The 16,954-nt window shown below is 63.8% G+C and carries 12 protein-coding genes; 8 read left to right on the top strand and 4 right to left on the bottom strand.

The features are described 5' to 3' along the window. The first annotated feature begins 80 nt into the window (after positions 1-80). The 8 genes from glnE (at position 81) to N436_RS18800 (ending at position 10,115) form a co-directional block, all read left to right on the top strand. Positions 81-3,014 (top strand): bifunctional [glutamate--ammonia ligase]-adenylyl-L-tyrosine phosphorylase/[glutamate--ammonia-ligase] adenylyltransferase, encoded by a 2,934-nt coding sequence (glnE, locus tag N436_RS18835; RefSeq protein ID WP_110741707.1) that lies wholly within the window; start codon positions 81-83, stop codon positions 3,012-3,014. A 140-nt stretch (positions 3,015-3,154) separates the two neighbouring features. Beyond that, on the top strand, positions 3,155-4,204 hold the full coding sequence (gene waaF / locus N436_RS18830; protein ID WP_110741706.1) for a lipopolysaccharide heptosyltransferase II: 1,050 nt from the start codon (positions 3,155-3,157) through the stop codon (positions 4,202-4,204). Beyond that, positions 4,205-5,263 (top strand): lipopolysaccharide heptosyltransferase I, encoded by a 1,059-nt coding sequence (gene waaC, locus N436_RS18825; protein ID WP_105947323.1) that lies wholly within the window; start codon positions 4,205-4,207, stop codon positions 5,261-5,263. Next, on the top strand, positions 5,263-6,387 hold the full coding sequence (locus N436_RS18820; RefSeq protein ID WP_110741705.1) for a glycosyltransferase family 4 protein: 1,125 nt from the start codon (positions 5,263-5,265) through the stop codon (positions 6,385-6,387). Before waaC ends, N436_RS18820 begins: the two co-directional genes overlap by 1 nt. Continuing rightward, entirely contained in the window at positions 6,384-7,190 is an 807-nt protein-coding gene (gene rfaP, locus N436_RS18815; protein WP_105947321.1) for a lipopolysaccharide core heptose(I) kinase RfaP, read from the top strand. Before N436_RS18820 ends, rfaP begins: the two co-directional genes overlap by 4 nt. Further along, the gene (locus N436_RS18810; protein WP_016714545.1) at positions 7,190-7,924 is read left to right on the top strand and encodes a lipopolysaccharide kinase InaA family protein; all 735 of its coding nucleotides are present in this window, start codon (positions 7,190-7,192) and stop codon (positions 7,922-7,924) included. Before rfaP ends, N436_RS18810 begins: the two co-directional genes overlap by 1 nt. Beyond that, the gene (locus N436_RS18805) at positions 7,921-8,673 is read left to right on the top strand and encodes a lipopolysaccharide kinase InaA family protein (protein WP_105947320.1); all 753 of its coding nucleotides are present in this window, start codon (positions 7,921-7,923) and stop codon (positions 8,671-8,673) included. Before N436_RS18810 ends, N436_RS18805 begins: the two co-directional genes overlap by 4 nt. Then, positions 8,673-10,115: a lipopolysaccharide kinase InaA family protein gene (locus N436_RS18800; protein WP_110741704.1), complete on the top strand. Its 1,443-nt coding sequence runs from the start codon at positions 8,673-8,675 to the stop codon at positions 10,113-10,115. Before N436_RS18805 ends, N436_RS18800 begins: the two co-directional genes overlap by 1 nt. On the opposite strand, the gene N436_RS18795 is transcribed toward N436_RS18800, so the two are convergent. The 4 genes from N436_RS18795 to N436_RS18785 form a co-directional block, all read right to left on the bottom strand. Then, positions 10,076-13,105, bottom strand: a complete 3,030-nt coding sequence (locus N436_RS18795) for a dermonecrotic toxin domain-containing protein (RefSeq protein WP_110741703.1) — start codon at positions 13,103-13,105, stop codon at positions 10,076-10,078. The genes N436_RS18800 and N436_RS18795 overlap by 40 nt on opposite strands. 71 nt (positions 13,106-13,176) lie before the next feature. Further along, the gene (locus tag N436_RS28605) at positions 13,177-13,353 is read right to left on the bottom strand and encodes a hypothetical protein (protein WP_177410889.1); all 177 of its coding nucleotides are present in this window, start codon (positions 13,351-13,353) and stop codon (positions 13,177-13,179) included. Continuing rightward, positions 13,350-14,462, bottom strand: a complete 1,113-nt coding sequence (locus tag N436_RS18790) for a PepSY domain-containing protein (RefSeq protein ID WP_110741702.1) — start codon at positions 14,460-14,462, stop codon at positions 13,350-13,352. Before N436_RS18790 ends, N436_RS28605 begins: the two co-directional genes overlap by 4 nt. A gap of 56 nt (positions 14,463-14,518) precedes the next feature. After that, complete coding sequence (locus tag N436_RS18785; protein WP_105947316.1) at positions 14,519-16,924, bottom strand: TonB-dependent siderophore receptor; 2,406 nt, start codon at positions 16,922-16,924, stop codon at positions 14,519-14,521. Positions 16,925-16,954 lie beyond the last annotated feature (30 nt).

Genomic DNA, 16,954 nt, shown 5'->3' with positions numbered 1-16,954 from the left:
TTTGTACGACAGTCCAACCGTGGTCCGGCTTCCCCTTGGCCGCTTTTTCCCCTCTATTTCACGCCGATCAAGGATAGACCATGCGCCTGCCTTTGCCGTCCGATCTGCCCGCCATCCTTCAGCCACTGGTCGCTCGCAACCAGCAATTTCTCAGCGATGCGCTAGCGGCTCACCCTGAGCTCGACCTGAATGCCTGGAGCCCGCTGCACCGGCAGCAATTCGACCAGGTGGCCGCGTCCAGCGATTTTGTCCTGGGCCTGGCCCAGCGCGAGCCGGCTATGCTGTTCGGCCTGCTGACCAGTGGCGAGCTGGAGCGCCGTTATGCACCGAGTGAGCTGCGCGGGCACATCGCTGCGGCCGCCCAGGCGGCGCAAAGCGACGACGAGCTGGCGCGCAACCTGCGCCGCGAGCGCAACCGCCAGCAGTTGCGCATTATCTGGCGCGACATCACCCGCCAGGCCGAACTGAGCGAGACGTGCCGCGACCTGTCGGACCTGGCCGATGCCGCCATCGACGAAGCCTACCAATGGCTGTACCCGCGCCATTGCCAGCAGTTCGGCACGCCCATCGGCAACCGCAGCGGCCAGCCGCAGCACATGGTGGTGCTGGGCATGGGCAAACTGGGGGCGGTGGAGCTGAACCTGTCGTCGGACATCGACCTGATCTTCGGCTTCCCCGAAGGCGGCGAAACCGAAGGGGTGAAGCGCTCGCTGGAAAACCAGGAGTTCTTCACCCGCCTGGGCCAGCGGCTGATCAAGGCGCTGGACCCGGTGACCGTCGACGGCTTCGTGTTCCGCGTCGACATGCGCCTGCGCCCCTATGGCTCGGCCGGCGCACTGGTGCTCAGCTTCAATGCCCTGGAGCAGTACTACCAGGACCAGGGGCGCGACTGGGAGCGTTACGCGATGATCAAGGCGCGGGTGGTGGCCGGCGACCAGGCTGCCGGCGCGCAACTGCAGGAGATGCTGCGCCCGTTCGTGTACCGCCGTTACCTGGACTTTTCCGCGATCGAAGCGCTGCGCACCATGAAGCAGTTGATCCAGCAGGAAGTGCGGCGCAAGGGCATGGCCGACAACATCAAGCTGGGGGCCGGTGGTATCCGCGAGGTTGAGTTCATCGCCCAGGCCTTCCAGCTGATCCACGGCGGGCGCGACCTGAGCTTGCAGCAACGGCCGTTGCTCAAGGTGCTGGCCACCCTCGAAGGCCAGGGTTACCTGCCGCCGGCGGTGGTCGCCGAGCTGCGCGAGGGGTATGAGTTCCTGCGTTATACCGAGCACGCCATCCAGGCCATTGCCGACCGCCAGACGCAAATGTTGCCAGAGGGCGCGACCGACCAGGCGCGGGTGGCCTACATGCTCGGTTTTGCCGACTGGCAGAGCTTCCACGACCAGTTGACCTACTGGCGTGGCCGTATCGACTGGCACTTCCGCGAGGTGATCGCCGACCCGGATGATGAAGACGGTGAAGGCGAACTGGTGGTGGGGGGCGAATGGTCGCCACTGTGGGAACAGGCGCAGGATGAAGAAGCCGCTGGCCGGCAGCTGGAAGAGGCTGGCTTCAAGGAGCCTGTCGAAGCCTTGCGGCGTTTGGCGGGGCTGCGCTCCAGCCCGCAGTTGCGGTCGATGCAGCGCATTGGCCGTGAGCGGCTGGATGCCTTCATTCCACGTTTGCTGGCCCAGGCGGTCGAGCACGACAACCCTGACCTGGTGCTGGAGCGTGTGCTGCCGCTGGTCGAAGCCGTGGCGCGGCGTTCAGCTTACCTGGTGCTGCTGACCGAAAACCCGGGTGCCCTGCGCCGTCTGCTGACCTTGTGCGCCGCCAGCCCGTGGATTGCCGAGCAGATTGCGCTGTACCCGTTGCTGCTCGACGAACTGCTTAACGAAGGCCGCCTGTTCAGCCCGCCCTTGGCTCCAGAGCTGGCCAGCGAGTTGCGCGAACGCCTGACGCGCATCCCCGAGGATGACCTGGAGCAGCAGATGGAAGCGTTGCGCCACTTCAAACTGGCCCACAGCCTGCGCGTGGCCGCCTCGGAAATCAGTGGCAACCTGCCGTTGATGAAAGTCAGCGACTACCTGACCTGGCTGGCCGAAGCCATCCTCGACCAGGTACTGGCCCTGGCCTGGCGCCAGACCGTGGCTCGCCACGGCCAGCCCAAGCGCAGCGACGGCAGCCTGTGCGATCCGGGATTCATCATCATTGGTTATGGCAAGGTCGGCGGCCTGGAGCTGGGGCACGGCTCGGACCTGGACCTGGTGTTCATCCACGACGGCGACCCGCAAGAGGAAACCGACGGTGCCAAGCCCATCGACAGTGCGCAGTTCTTCACCCGGCTGGGCCAGCGCATCATCCACCTGCTGACCACCCAGACCAACTCGGGCCAGCTGTATGACGTGGACATGCGCCTGCGCCCGTCCGGCGCCTCCGGTTTGCTGGTGAGTTCGCTGGGCGCCTTCGAGCGCTACCAGCAGAACGAAGCCTGGACCTGGGAGCATCAGGCCTTGGTGCGAGCTCGCGTGCTGGTGGGCTGCAAACAGGTCGGCACCGCGTTCGAAGGCGTGCGCGCCAAGGTACTGGGCCAGGCCCGCGACCTGGAAAAACTGCGCACCGAAGTGAGTGAAATGCGCGCCAAGATGCGTGACAACCTGGGGACCAAGGCCACGGCTGCGGGCACTGCGGCTAACGCGTTCGAGGCCGGTGTGCCCTTCGATATCAAGCAGGATGCCGGCGGTATCGTCGATATCGAATTTATGGTGCAATACGCCGCTTTGGCCTGGTCCCATGACCACCCGGCCATACTCCGATGGACCGATAACATCCGCATTCTGGAAGAGCTGGAACAGGCGAGTTTGATGCCGGCCAGTGACGCGGTGCTGTTGCGTGAAGTGTACAAGGCGTTCCGCTCGGCCTCGCACCGCCAGGCCCTGCAGAAGCAGGCCGGGGTGATCGACGCGGCGCAGTTTGCCGATGAACGCCGTCAAGTGCGGCGGATCTGGGGGGAACTGGGTTTGACCTGAAGGCCACCGTCCCCACAGGGGCTGTGATCAGCCATGGACTTGCCTGAGTGGTACACTGTCCGCCACATAGCCTGAATATAAAGAGGGGAGGCCAGGCTGTACCGCAGTCTGTAGCCTCCCCGAGCGTTTCTGGACTAAGCATGAGAATACTGATCATTGGCCCCAGCTGGGTCGGCGACATGGTGATGGCGCAGACCCTGTTCCAGTGCCTGAAACAGCAGCACCCCGACTGCGTGATCGACGTGTTGGCCCCCGAGTGGAGCCGGCCGATCCTGGAACGCATGCCCGAGGTGCGCCAGGCCTTGAGCTTCCCGCTCGGCCACGGCGCGCTGGAGCTGGCCACGCGCCGGCGCATCGGCAAGTCCCTGGCCGGCCAGTACGACCAGGCCATCCTGCTGCCCAACTCGCTGAAGTCGGCACTGGTGCCGTTCTTCGCCGGTATCCCCAAACGCACCGGCTGGCGCGGCGAAATGCGCTTTGGACTGCTGAACGATGTGCGCAAGCTGGACAAGGCCCGCTACCCGCTGATGATCGAGCGCTTCATGGCCCTGGCCTACGCGCCCGGTGTCGAGCTGCCGCAGCCGTACCCGCGGCCCAGCCTGCAGATCGAAGCGCAAAGCCGCGAAGCCGCGCTGGCCAAGTTCGGCCTGGAGCTGGACCGCCCGGTGCTGGCGCTATGCCCTGGTGCCGAGTTTGGTGAGGCCAAGCGCTGGCCGTCCGAGCATTACGCTGCCGTGGCCGACGCGATGATCCGTCAGGGCTGGCAGGTGTGGCTGTTCGGCTCGAAGAAAGACCACCCGGTCGGTGAGCAGATCCGTGACCGGTTGATCCCGGGTTTCCGTGAAGAGTCGTCCAACCTGGCCGGCGAAACCTCGCTGGCCGAGGCCATCGACCTGATGTCCTGCGCCCATGCCGTGGTGTCCAACGACTCCGGCCTGATGCACGTGGCCGCCGCGCTGAACCGCCCACTGGTGGCCGTATACGGCTCGACGTCGCCCGGGTTCACCCCGCCGCTGGCCGACCAGGTGGAAGTGGTGCGCACCGGCATCGAGTGCAGCCCGTGTTTCGACCGTACCTGCCGTTTCGGCCACTACAACTGCCTGCGCCTGCTGGAGCCGGGCAAAGTCATTGCCGCCCTGCACAGCCTGAGCGGGCCGGACCTGATCGATACCGTGGCCGAGGTCGACTAAGTGCGGGTACTGATCATCAAGACTTCGTCGCTGGGTGATGTGATTCACACCCTGCCGGCGCTTACCGATGCCGCCCATGCCATCCCGGGCATCCGTTTCGACTGGGTGGTGGAAGAAGGCTTCGCCGAAATCCCCAGCTGGCACCCGGCGGTCGACCAGGTTATCCCGGTGGCCATCCGCCGCTGGCGCAAGAACCTTTGGCAAACCCTCAAGAGTGGCGAGTGGAAGGCGTTCAAGCAGCGTGTGCGTGAACGCAAATACGACCTGGTGATCGACGCTCAGGGTCTGGTGAAGTCGGCCTGGCTGACCCGCTACGTGAAGGCCCCGGTCGCCGGCCTGGACCGCTACTCGGCCCGCGAAGGCTGGGCCAGCCGCTTCTATGACCGGCGTCTGTCGGTTGCCACCGGCCAGCATGCGGTGGAGCGGGTGCGCCAGTTGTTCGCCATGGCCCTGGCCTACGACCTGCCGGAAGGCATCGGCAACTACGGCCTGGACCTGGACCGCCTGCAGCTGCCGCCGGCTGCGCCCTATGTGGTGTTCCTGCATGGCACCACCTGGGCAACCAAGCATTGGCCTGAAGCTTATTGGCGCGAACTGGCCGAGCGCATGGGCCGGCGCAAGCTGGAAGTGCGTCTGCCTTGGGGCAACCCGGCCGAGAAGGCGCGCGCCGAGCGTATCGCCCAGGGCTTGAACAACTGCCAGGTACTCCCCAAATTGAACCTTGCCGGCGTTGCCCGCGTACTGGCAGCGGCAAAAGCCTGCGTGGCGGTCGATACCGGCCTTGGTCACCTGGCCGCAGCACTCGATGTACCCACCATTTCGCTGTTCGGCCCGACCAACCCGGGCCTGACTGGCGCCTACGGACGGACCCAGATTCACCAGGCCAGTGACTGGCCTTGCGCTCCCTGCCTGCAGAAGAAGTGCACCTACAAACCGAGCGCCGATGACCTGCGCCGGTTCGATCTGAAACGCGAGTGGCCACTGTGCTTCACTCGCCTGAATCCCGAGCATGTGGCGGGCCGCTTGAGCGCGTTGCTGCTGGCTGAGGATGTCCGTTGATGCAACTGGCTTTCGTGCTTTACAAATATTTCCCCTTCGGCGGGCTGCAGCGCGACTTCATGCGCATTGCCCTGGAATGCCAGAAGCGGGGCCACCAGATCCGTGTGTACACGCTGATCTGGGAAGGTGACATTCCGCCGGGGTTTGAAGTGCTGGTGGCGCCGGTGAAGGCGATTTTCAACCACCGCCGTAACGAGAAGCTCAGCGCCTGGATGGCCGCCGACCTGGCCAAGCGCCCGGTCGACCGCCTGATCGGCTTCAACAAGATGCCAGGGCTGGACGTGTACTACGCCGCCGACGGCTGCTTCGAAGACAAGGCGCAGACCCTGCGTGGCGGCCTGTACCGCCGCTGGGGCCGTTACCGGCACTTTGCCGAGTACGAGCGAGCGGTATTCGCCAAGGACGCCCACACCGAAGTGCTGATGATTTCCGAAGTGCAGCAGCCGCTGTTCATCAAGCACTATGACACCCCGGTGGAACGTTTCCACCTGCTGCCGCCGGGCATTTCCCAGGACCGCCGTGCGCCGGCCAATGCCGCCGAGATCCGCGCCGAGTTCCGCAAGGAATTCAACCTGGGCGATGACGACCTGCTGCTGGTGCAGATTGGCTCGGGCTTCAAGACCAAGGGCGTGGACCGTAGCCTCAAGGCGCTGGCCGCGTTGCCGTCGGCCCTGCGCAAACGCACGAAGCTGATGGTGATCGGCCAGGACGACCCCAAGGTGTTCCAGCTGCAAAGCGCCACCCTGGGCCTGGGCGACCAGGTGCAGTTCCTCAAGGGCCGCAGCGACATCCCGCGCTTCCTGCTGGGTGCCGATGTGCTGATTCACCCGGCCTACAACGAGAACACCGGTACGGTGCTGCTCGAAGCGCTGGTGGCCGGCCTGCCGGTGCTGGTGTCCAAGGTGTGCGGCTACGCCCACTACATTGCCGAGGCCGACTGCGGCCTGGTGCTGGACGAGCCGTTCGAACAGGACCAGCTCAATGGCTACCTGCAACGCATGCTCGAAGACTCGCAGGCCCGCGCCAGTTGGTCGCGCAACGGCCTGGCGTTCGCTGAAACCGCTGATCTGTACAGCATGCCGCAGCATGCTGCCGACGTGATCCTGGGGCAGAAAACCGCATGAAGCTGATAGTGGCCGAGCCCTTCAAACGCCTGTGGGCCGGGCGAGATGCCTTCGACGCCGTCGAGGCGCTGCAAGGCGAGGTCTATCGCGAACTGGAAGGGCGCCGCACGCTGCGTACCGAGGTGGAGGGCGAAGGGTTTTTCGTCAAGATCCACCGCGGTATCGGCTGGGGCGAGATCTTCAAGAACCTGTTCACCGCCAAGCTGCCGGTGCTCGGTGCCGGCCAGGAATGGCGGGCCATCCAGCGCCTGCACGAGGTGGGCGTGCCGACCATGACCGCAGTGGCCTATGGCGAGCGCGGCAGCAACCCGGCTGCGCAGCACTCGTTCATCATCACCGAGGAACTGGCGCCGACCATCAGCCTGGAAGATTTCAGCATCGACTGGGTCAAGCAGCCGCCCGCGCCACGCCTGAAGCGCGCGCTGATCGCCGAAGTGGCGAAAATGACCGGCGGCATGCACCGCGCCGGGGTCAACCACCGCGACTGCTACATCTGCCACTTCCTGCTGCACACCGACCGCCCGGTGACGGCGGATGACTTCAAACTGTCGGTTATCGACCTGCACCGTGCCCAGACCCGAGCGAAAATCAGCCGCCGCTGGCGCGACAAGGACCTGGCCGCGCTGTACTTCTCGGCGCTGGACATCGGCCTGACCCAGCGCGACAAGCTGCGCTTTTTGCGGGGTTACTTCCAGCGCCCGCTGCGGCAAATCCTGAAGGACGAAGCCCGGTTGCTCGCCTGGCTGGACCGCAAGGCGCAGAAACTCTACGACCGCAAGCAACGCTATGGGGATGCACTCTGATGGCGGGTTGGACACTGGCGCCAGGCTATGAACACCTGGCGGCGGACTTCGGCAGCCTCGATGCGGTATTTGCCCTCCAGGGCGAGCGCCTGACCCGCGACCCGCTCAGCGAGGTGGTGCGCATCGAGCGTGACGGGGTCAACTACTATGTCAAACGCTACACCGGGGCCGGCAAGCACATGCGCCGCTACCTGGGCCGGCCACGCATCAAGGCCGAGTGGCAGAACCTCAAGCAGTTCGCCAAGTGGGGTATTCCCACTGCCGAAGTGGTGGCGTGGGGGCTTGAGCGCAATGGCCTGGCCTTTGGCCGTGGGGCGATGATCACCCGCGAGCTGCCGCGCACCGAAGACCTGTCGGCGCTGGCTGAACGCAACGATGCACGCTTGGCCGACCGGGCCTGGGTTGATCACCTCAGCCGTCAGCTGGCGCGCCATACCCGGGTGATGCACGAGCACCGCTTTGCCCATAACGACCTGAAGTGGCGCAACCTGCTGGTCGATGACCAAGGCACGCTATTCTTCATCGACTGCCCTACCGGCGACTTCTGGCGCGGCTTCATGTGGCGGCACCGGATGATCAAGGACCTGGCCTGCCTGGACAAAGTGGCCAAATACCACCTGTCGGCCACCCAGCGTCTGCGCTTCTACCTGCAATACCGTGGCCGCGACCGGCTGAATGTGCGTGACAAGAAGCGCATTCGCCAGGTGCTGGGCTTTTTCGAGGGAAGGGAATGACCGATTACCTGGCCAGCGCGGACCTCGCGCTGCTCAAACGCCATGGCCTGGACGACTTCGAGGCGCTGTGGGCGCTACAACTGGATGCCGTGGACGAACCCAACACGGGCCGTGGCGGCTGGAGCAGCGTGTTCCGCCTGGAGCTCGAAGGCAAGGGCTACTACCTCAAGCGCCAGAGCGACTACCTGACCCGCACCCTGCACCGACCGTTCGGCGAGCCGACCTTCGCGCGAGAATTTCGCAACATCAGCCGCTACCAGAAGCTGCACATCCCGGCCTTGCAGGCGGTGTTCTATGGCGAGCGCAAGCAAGGCGGCAAGCACCGGGCCATCCTGATGACCCGTGCCCTGGACGAGTGGGCCGACCTCGACAGCCTGCTGGCCCAGTGGCCGCAGCTAGGTGACGGCGAACGCACCGGTATCCTGCAGGCCTGCGGTCAGCTGGCGCGCACCCTGCACAGCGCCGGCCAGGTGCACGGCTGCTTCTACCCCAAGCACATCTTCCTGCGCCAACGCCGTGATGGCTGGGACGCGCAACTGATCGACCTGGAAAAGACCCGGCCTTTGCTGTTCGGCATGCGCGACCGCCTCAAGGACCTGGAGCCGCTGCTGCGCCGCGCCCGGGCCTGGGGCGAGGCCGATGTGCGCACGATGCTGGCGACCTACCTGGCGCAGCCGGCTGACAGCACACTGGTCGATACCTGGCTGCAACGCCTGACGCAACGCCGTCGTGAAAAAGAGGCCCGCTGATGCGTTTGTCTGAACTGAAGGACGCCGGGCGTAGCCCGTCGTTACCCCTGAGTATCACCCTGGCTGATGCCGCCGGCAGCGCCGACCTGCAACTGCTCAGCCTGCTGCGCGTGCTGCCGGGCCAGCGCTATGTGGGCGCTGGCGTCTGGCGCGGCACCCCGGTGCTGGCCAAGTTGCTGGTAGGCGGTAGCGCCGCCCGGCATTTCCAGCGTGAGCTGCAAGGCGTGAAGCTGCTGGCCGAACAGGGGCTGACCACGCCGAAGCTGCTGGCTGACGGCCTCAAGGAAGGCGAGGGCGGCTGGCTGCTGTTCGAATTCCTCGACGGCGCCGAAAGCCTCGCCGATGCCTGGGCTGCGGTGGAAAACCTGCCGGTGTTGGCCGACGAGCAACACCTGGTGCTGGGCGAAGCGCTAACGGCTGTCGCGCACATGCACGCTCAGGGCCTGTGGCAGGAAGACCTGCACCTGGACAACCTGCTGCGCCATGGCGGCAAGCTGTACCTGATCGATGGTGCTGGCATCAAGGCCGAAACGCCTGGCCAGCAACTGTCGCGCCCACGCGTGCTGGAAAACCTCGGCGTGTTCTTCGCCCAGCTGCCCAAGCGCCTGGAGCCGTTCATCGAAGAACTGCTGGTGCATTACCTGCTGGCCAATGCCGAACATGCACTGCCGATGGAGGCCTTGCAGAAGCAGGTGGACAAGGTGCGCAACTGGCGCCAGAAGGATTACCTGGAAAAGGCCGGCCGCGAGTGCAGCCTGTTCAGCGTCGAGCGCACCCTGTCGGGCTTGCAGGCGATTCGCCGCAGCGAGGTCGATGCCATGCAACCTGTGCTGGCGCAGGCCGATGCGTTGATCGACCAGGGCCACCTGTACAAGACCGGAGGCGCTGCAAGCGTGGCGCGGATCGAGATCAATGGCCGCCAGCTGGTGCTCAAGCGCTACAACATCAAGAACACCGCGCACTGGTTCAAGCGCTTCTGGCGCCCGAGCCGTGCCTGGCATTCGTGGATCGAAGGCCACCGCCTGGAATTTCTCGACATCGCCACACCCAAGCCGCTGGCGGTGCTGGAACAGCGGGTGATGGGCCTGCGCAGCCGCGCCTACCTGGTCACCGAGTATGTCGATGGCCCGGACCTGACGGCCTGCTTCGCGCCCTACGTGGAGAGCGGCGAGGCACCCGAGGAACAGGTGGATGCCCTGGTGCATGTGATGCAGCAGCTGATCCGCGAACGCATCAGCCATGGCGACTTCAAGGGCCATAACCTGTTCTGGGACAACGGCCAGTGGTCGCTGATCGACCTTGACGCCATGTGCCAGCACGCCACCCAGCTCAGCTTCGCCCCGGCCTATGCCCGGGACCGGGCGCGGCTGTTACGCAACTGGCCGAGTGGCAGCGCTTTGCATCAGCGGCTGGACCGGCTACTGCCCAGGCTGGCCGAATAGCTTGAGGGTAACGCCAGCCAGTCGCTGCCGCGGCCGGCCTGGCGAACCCGGATGCGCCATTCACCCTCCTGGTGGCGCAGCACCGCCCAGGCAGGCACTACGCCAGACAAGCTCGCGGGCAACACCAGGTGATAGTGGCCAGGCAGCAGGTGGCGGCGTACTGGCAACTGATGGTTATGCAGTTGCAGGTACTGTGTGCTGTCGTGGTTGAACAGGTGTTCGTCTTCAATCGCTACAGTGCCCTTGAGCGGTGTTGCCAGCCGGCACTGTTCGAGCAGTTGCGTGATGTCTGGCAAACCGTCATGCCAGCGTATGGGAGAGTCCACTACCCAGTTGCCATCCTGACTGCGCTTGATCGGCAGTTTCAGGTACGCATAAGGCTGGTCGGGATCGGTGGCTCGCCAACGGGTGCCGTCAAAACTGACATTGAAGTAGCGGCCCAGGTTATCCCGCACGAAGTACTGGGTCAGCCCGGGGCTGGCCGACAGTTGTTCATAGACGGCCTCACCATGTACCGAGTCGATCCGGTAGCGCAACCTGGCAAGGTCCGGCGCGGTTTCGTAGTGTTTAGGTAGGGGTATCGGCGGCGGTTTGGGCAGCCCCCGCAAAGCACGGCGCATCAAGCTGGAACCTGCCATATCGTTCAGCCCGGCGGTGGCATGGCCGAGAGCAGCCACGGCATGGTGCAAGGCGCCCGCATGGTCGTCTTGGTCGAACGCTTCGAAACCATCCCATATGGAAATCGCCATACGGCCAAATGCCAAGGCGACCAAAGCCCGTTGCGGCAGTACGAAGGTGACAACATCCAGCACCAGCCGCAGCACATTGACCGAGAACTCCCCCAGCAGCTCCTGATTGCTGCGGGTGACGGAGTCGGTGTGCGCGATCAGGTTTCTGACCTCGGCCCGGTAGAGTGCCTGATACAGGTCGCCAGTGATGGTTTGCCGTGTTATGGATGCGCCACTTACCCGCCCCTTGAGCAACCGTGCCTTGAGCTTTTTGCTGCTGGCCTGCGGCAGGCGCTGGACCAGGTAGTCCTGCAGCATCAGGTCACCGCGAAGGGCCCGGATCAACGCTTTGATGTTGCGGTACTCACGCCAATAGCGCCTGTCCGGGACGTCAGGGCAATGAACGACAATTCGATTCGAGTTCTCTGGCGAGACGAGCAGCAAAACGCCCATCAAGGTATCGCCGTGCACGAGCAGTTGCTGAACGATCACCTGTTGCTCGTTGTAATGTGGGCGTGCATGGCTGTCGGGGTTGTTGATGACCGTGCTGGCCCAGCCATACCCCTGCGCGAAAGTGTCTGCGAGAAAATGGCCGACATAGCGCGCTTTCACCGCTTCGGCATTCAGCCGGGCGCGGTAGATCTGTGCATAGGCTGCCTCGCGCCAGCGGCCTTCAGGCGAGTCGAGCAGTTGCGTGCGCAGGTAAGCCTTGTAACCACTGCCGGCATTCAGGCGCCGTACGATCTGCTTGACCCGCAGTGGGGTGAGCGCTGGCAGTGGTTGATCACCGTGAAGATAGACCCGGGCAGTCAGCCAGTAGTCCACATCGAACCAGCTGATGTTCAGCAACGCCAGTTCGTCGAACCGGTAGGTGTGCTTCACCAGTTCGACGGTAGCGCCCACCTGTTGTCGGCTGACCACCGGAATGTAGCCCACCGTACTGCCCAGTGGGAGAGGGTTCACGGTCGGCCCAACCTGGCGGGCAAGGGTGACGCTGATGGTGATATCACGCGGATCGCAGTCCAGACCCGGGTCACGTTGCAGATACTCGCGCAGGCGCAAGTTCACCCAGTGCAGCAGTGAATGCTGCTGGCTGAACTGTTCCAACGTCAGAATGCCAGGGGCGCTGGCTGCTTCGATGGCCATAACCTGTTCTTGCATGGCCTGCATGATGTGAGCGACACCTTGCTGCGATGTGTTGCGCAGCCAATTGGGCAGGTGCTTTTCCAGCAGCAGGCCGTAGCGGTTGGCCAGTGGGCCGCGGCTACCGACGGCGCTGCGTATGTCGAGTGCAGGGGCAAGCGCGTTGTCCAGCTGCTCGATATCACGCTGCTTGCCTTGCTTCCATGCAAGTTGCCAGGCATGGCTCAAGTGCCTGGCCTGGGCGTCACGCACGGTCGAGGCCAGGTAGTCGGCCACGTCCTCGGTATACCAGTCATAACGTAAACGCGCCGCGCAACGCGCGCTTTGCTGGTCAGCAGGGGCAATCATGAGTTTGAGCAGGTGCTCGCTCTGCTGCGGATCTTCCAGACGCTCGCATACCTCCTTGTGGAGATCGCTCAGGTTGTCGAAGGCTTCGATGCCGTGAGCGATACTGCACAATAGTGCTCGGCCAACCGGTTCATGGTGCTCAAGCGTATGTCCTTCAGCCCCCTGCTCGGTAATCACCAGAAAACCCGGCACATGGCTGCGCCAGTTGGGTGCAGTACTGGTAAGCAGCAGGCGATAAACCTGAGGGCGCGCGGTGACTGGCAAGTGCCGTCGCTGCCAAGGTTGTGGCAGTTCCAGGCACGTCCTGAGCAGTTGGGTATGCGCTGCAGGCAGGGTCTGATCGGTACTGCGCAAACGAATTTCCGCATCCAGTTGGTCGCGGAACAGCGCTGCCAGGCTGACGGTGCGCGTCAGCCCTTTGCTGTTGCGCTCCAGCCAGTACGCTGCCAGGCGCGCGTGCAGTTGCTGGCGAATGGTTTGGCAGAAACTGCCGATACGGCTGCTGAAATCGGCAGGTAGGCTAAGCGCCGGGTAGTCGACATGACTGATGCGGCTACCCGCAGGCAGACGAAAAGTGCCACCGTCGAACAGATGGAAACCCACCAGTTGCAATAGGTGATGCGTACCGAAAAACAGCGTGCGCGCACTGATGGAAAGGCCCGGGAACAGTTGGGCAAGCGTCAGCTCAAGGCTGTGCTCGACGCCATGAATGGGGGGTAGCAGTGCATCAAGCTGGTTATCCAGCGTGTGAAAATGCGGCAGGGTGGTCATGGTCCGGCTCCTGTTGCGAAGGCGGACCATGCTGCGCCAGGGCGCCAGGACGGCGGTGTTAGCCGGCTACCTCAGCGGCGCCACAGGCCGCGTATCGAGAACCATGCCGGTAGGCCGAGCCCGAGCCAGGACAGCCCATCCCACCAACCATCACCCAGCAAGGCGGCGAACAGCCCCAGGGCTCCCAGCAAGGCGATCAGCGCCGGCCAGGCAAAAATGCGCAAGGCGGGTTGCGACGTGTGGCTCATGCGCGTGCCTCCTTGGGTTTGCGTTGCTTGCCCCACCACAGGTACAGGCCGCTGCCGAGCACGATGATGGTCAGCACATCGAGCACTGCCCAGAGGATTTGCATCGGGCGCCCGCCGTAATCGCCGAAATGCAAGGGTTGCGACAGGCCCATGGCGTCCATGTACCAGGGGCGCTCGCCGACTGCTGTAACTGCCAGGGTACGGGCATCGATCAACACGGGTGTGAACAGGTGCGAGCTCAGGTGTGTGGCACCGTTCATGAACACGGCATAGTGGTGTTCGCTGGAAAAGCGCGTACCGGGGAAGGCGATGAAGTCCGGGCGCATGCCGGGGGCAGCCTGTTCGGCAATCTCCAGCAGGCGTGTGGCGGGCGCGCGCTCGGTGAGCGGCGGGGCGTCGCGGTAAGGCGCGACCATGGCAGCCAGGCTGTCGTTGCGCCAGGCGGCGATAACCAGGTCGGACAGGGCGCTGATTACGCCAGTCACGCCTACCGTGAGTGCCCAGGCCAGGGTTACCACGCCGATCAGATTATGCAGGTCGAGCCAGCGCAGGCGACGGGATTTTTCGTGGCGTACCGTGCCGAAGTCCAGGCGGCGCATGAACGGCGCATAGAGCACGGTGCCGGAGACGATTGCGAGGATGAACAGTACGCCCATGAAGGCCAGCAGCAGCTTGCCGGGCAGGCCGGCGAACATGTCCACATGCAGGCGCAGCATCACCATCATGAACCCGCCATTGGCGGCCGGCATGGCCACCGCTTCGCCGGTGCGGGCGTCGAGCATGAAGGTGTGCGACAAGTTGGGGTCGGTGCCCGCAGTGGCGGCGGTGATGGCGACCACGCCATCGGGTTCGTCTTTGTCGTAGCCGAAGTACTGCATGACCTCGCCGGGGCGGTGCTGCTCCGCTTTCAGTACAAGCTGTTGCAGGTCGAGGTGCGGGGTACCTGCTGGCATGTCACGCAGTTCGGGGGCGTCGCCGAGCAGGTGTTCGAGTTCGTGGTGGAAAATCAGCGGCAGGCCGGTGAGCGCCAGCAACAGCAGGAACAGGGTACAGACCAGGCTGCTCCAGGTGTGGATCACGGACCAGCGGCGGATGGTTGGGCTTTTCATCACGGTACCGTTTTTTGTCTGTTGGAACAGGGGGCCGCAAAGCGGCCCCCGTTCACTCAGAACTTGTAATTGACGCTGGCGACCACGTTGCGTTCATCGCCGTAGTAGCACCAGTAACCGTCACAGTTGGACAGGTAGTCTTTGTTGAACAGGTTCTTGGCTTCCACTGCTACGGTCAGGCCTTTCATGCTGTTGTCCAGTCGGCCCAGGTCATAGTGCACCGAAGCGTCATACACGGTGTACGAACTCACATGGGCCAGGTCGGTGTTGGCGGTATTGCCATAGGTATCACCCACGTAGCGCACGCCGCCACCGATGCCGAAGCCCTCCAGCCAGCCGCTGTTCCAGGTGTAGTCAGCCCACAAGGTCGCCTGATTACGGGGGATCAGCGCCATACGGTTACCCTTGTCGTTACCTTTCAGGATTTCGGTATCGGTATAGGTGTACGACGCAATTGCCTTGAGGTTTTCGGTGACGTGGGTGGAGGCTTCCAGCTCCAGGCCGCGTACCTGCAGTTCGCCCACCTGGCGGGTGATGCTGCCTTCCGTAACGCTGACGTTCTGCTGTTTCAGGTCGTACACCGCAGCGGTGAGCAGGGTGTCGGTGCCGACAGGCTGATACTTCACACCCACTTCGTACTGACGGCCCTCGGTCGGCTTGAAGGACTCAGTGGAGTTCACGTTGGCACCACTGGCCGGCTGGAACGACTCGGTGTAGGAGAAGTACGGCGTGATGCCGTTGTCGAACACATAGCTCAGGCCAACGTTGCCGCTGAACGCTTTGTCGCGCTGGGTATTGGTGGCGTCGTTGCTGTTATGGAACACGGTGCCCGTGTGAATCCAGTCTTCACGCCCTCCCAGGGTCAGCCGCCAGTTGTCGAGCGACATCTGATCCTGGATGTAGGCACCCGTCTGGTGGGTTTTTTGCTGGAAGTCCTGCATGGCGAAGTAGGTGACGTTCGACATGTCGGCGCCATACACAGGGCGGTTGACGTTGATCGGCGGCACCCCCATGCCATACAGCCACTGATAGTTGGTATTCGAGCGCTGGTGGTCCAGGCCTAGCAGCAAGGTGTGGCTGACGTCGCCTGTCTGGAAATCAGCCTGGAAGTTGTTGTCCACAGCGAACTGGCTGATGTCTTCGTTGACGATACCCGATTCGCGGTTGACGTTGCCGTCGGCATCGACAGTGTTGAATGTGGCGACGTTGACCGCCTGGAACGACAAGTCGCTCTTGGTGTAACGCAGGTTCTGGCGGAACTGCCAGGTGTCGTTCAGCCGGTGCTCGAATGCGTAGCCCAGTGCGTAGTAGGTACGATCGTAGAAGTCCCAGTCCGGTTCGCCCAGGTTTTTGTGGTGGGAAATCTTGCCCGTCGGGCCGTCCAGCTTGGTGCCTTGCAGCGGCAGAAACTGGCCGGTGATACCGGTATCGTCCCGCGTGTACTGGGAGATGAAGGTCAGCTTGGTGTCGTCATCGATGTTCCAGGTCAGGCTGGGAGCGATGTTGTAGCGCTTGTCCGGAATATGGTCGATGGGGGAATTGCTGTCACGCACCACGCCACTTACGCGGTACAGAAACTTGCCCTCTTCGTCGATTTTGCCGGTGCTGTCGAAGTTGATCTGCTTGTGTTCATTGCTGCCGACCTGGGCTTCGATCTGGTGGGCACTCTCCGACTGTGGGCGACGGCTGACCATGTCGAGCATGCCGCCCGGCGGGGTCTGGCCATACACCGACGATGCCGGGCCGCGCAGTACGGTGATTCGCTCCAGGTTCCACGGCTCAACCTTGGGGTTGGCGAACGAGCCTTTTGGCAGTGGCAGGCCGTCGAGGAACTGGGTCGGGTCGAAACCACGTACACGCAGCCAGTCGGCGCGCGAGTCCGAACCGTAACCGCTGCTTTGCACGCCAGCGGTATAGCGCAGAGCGTCATTGAGGTTGAGAACCTGGCGGTCATCCAGCTGCTGACGGGTGATGACCGTCATCGAGCGCGGAGTCTCGACGATGGGGGTGTCGGTTTTGGTGCCCGCAGCAGTGCGTGTGGCGACGTAACCGCTGGAGGCACCCCAGGCACTTTCATAGCTGGAAGTGGCGTTGATCGCTGTTTCTGGTAGCGCCAGTGTCCCTTCCGGCGTGGCCACCAGGCTGTAGCTGCCCACGCTGCTTTGTTGCAGTTGCAGGCCAGTGCCGCGCAGGGCGGCCTGCAGGGCACCGAGGCCGTCATATTGGCCGGTCACCGGGGCCGAGGTGCGGCCGCTGACCAACGCCGGGTCGATGGCCAGGGCGATACCGGCCTGGCTGGCGATCTGGTTCAGGGTGGTGGCCAGCGGGGCGCTGGGCAGGTCATAGGCGCGCGCAGCGGATTGCTCGGCGGCGCACAAGACAGGGCTGGCCAATGGCGCGGTTACGGCGATGGCAAGGGCCATCAGGCTAGGGCGCAAGATACGATCAACAGCACGGGACATGCAGTGGCTCCTGGACGGATAAGTGCTAAC

The organism is Pseudomonas sp. RV120224-01b, from assembly GCF_003208145.1.
GTDB lineage: Bacteria > Pseudomonadota > Gammaproteobacteria > Pseudomonadales > Pseudomonadaceae > Aquipseudomonas > Aquipseudomonas monteilii.
The sequence above is the reverse complement of the archived record's forward strand: the minus strand, read 5'-3'. Positions and strand labels throughout refer to the sequence as shown.

Bases quoted from the DNA above. Each gene is read 5' to 3' on its own strand.
- glnE (WP_110741707.1), top strand. From the start codon at position 81: ATGCGCCTGCCTTTGCCGTCCGATCTGCCCGCCATCCTTCAGCCACTG.
- waaF (WP_110741706.1), top strand. From the start codon at position 3,155: ATGAGAATACTGATCATTGGCCCCAGCTGGGTCGGCGACATGGTGATG.
- N436_RS18820 (WP_110741705.1), top strand. From the start codon at position 5,263: ATGCAACTGGCTTTCGTGCTTTACAAATATTTCCCCTTCGGCGGGCTG.
- rfaP (WP_105947321.1), top strand. From the start codon at position 6,384: ATGAAGCTGATAGTGGCCGAGCCCTTCAAACGCCTGTGGGCCGGGCGA.
- N436_RS18810 (WP_016714545.1), top strand. From the start codon at position 7,190: ATGGCGGGTTGGACACTGGCGCCAGGCTATGAACACCTGGCGGCGGAC.
- N436_RS18805 (WP_105947320.1), top strand. From the start codon at position 7,921: ATGACCGATTACCTGGCCAGCGCGGACCTCGCGCTGCTCAAACGCCAT.
- N436_RS18800 (WP_110741704.1), top strand. From the start codon at position 8,673: ATGCGTTTGTCTGAACTGAAGGACGCCGGGCGTAGCCCGTCGTTACCC.
- N436_RS18795 (WP_110741703.1), bottom strand. From the start codon at position 13,105: ATGACCACCCTGCCGCATTTTCACACGCTGGATAACCAGCTTGATGCA.
- N436_RS28605 (WP_177410889.1), bottom strand. From the start codon at position 13,353: ATGAGCCACACGTCGCAACCCGCCTTGCGCATTTTTGCCTGGCCGGCG.
- N436_RS18790 (WP_110741702.1), bottom strand. From the start codon at position 14,462: ATGAAAAGCCCAACCATCCGCCGCTGGTCCGTGATCCACACCTGGAGC.
- N436_RS18785 (WP_105947316.1), bottom strand. From the start codon at position 16,924: ATGTCCCGTGCTGTTGATCGTATCTTGCGCCCTAGCCTGATGGCCCTT.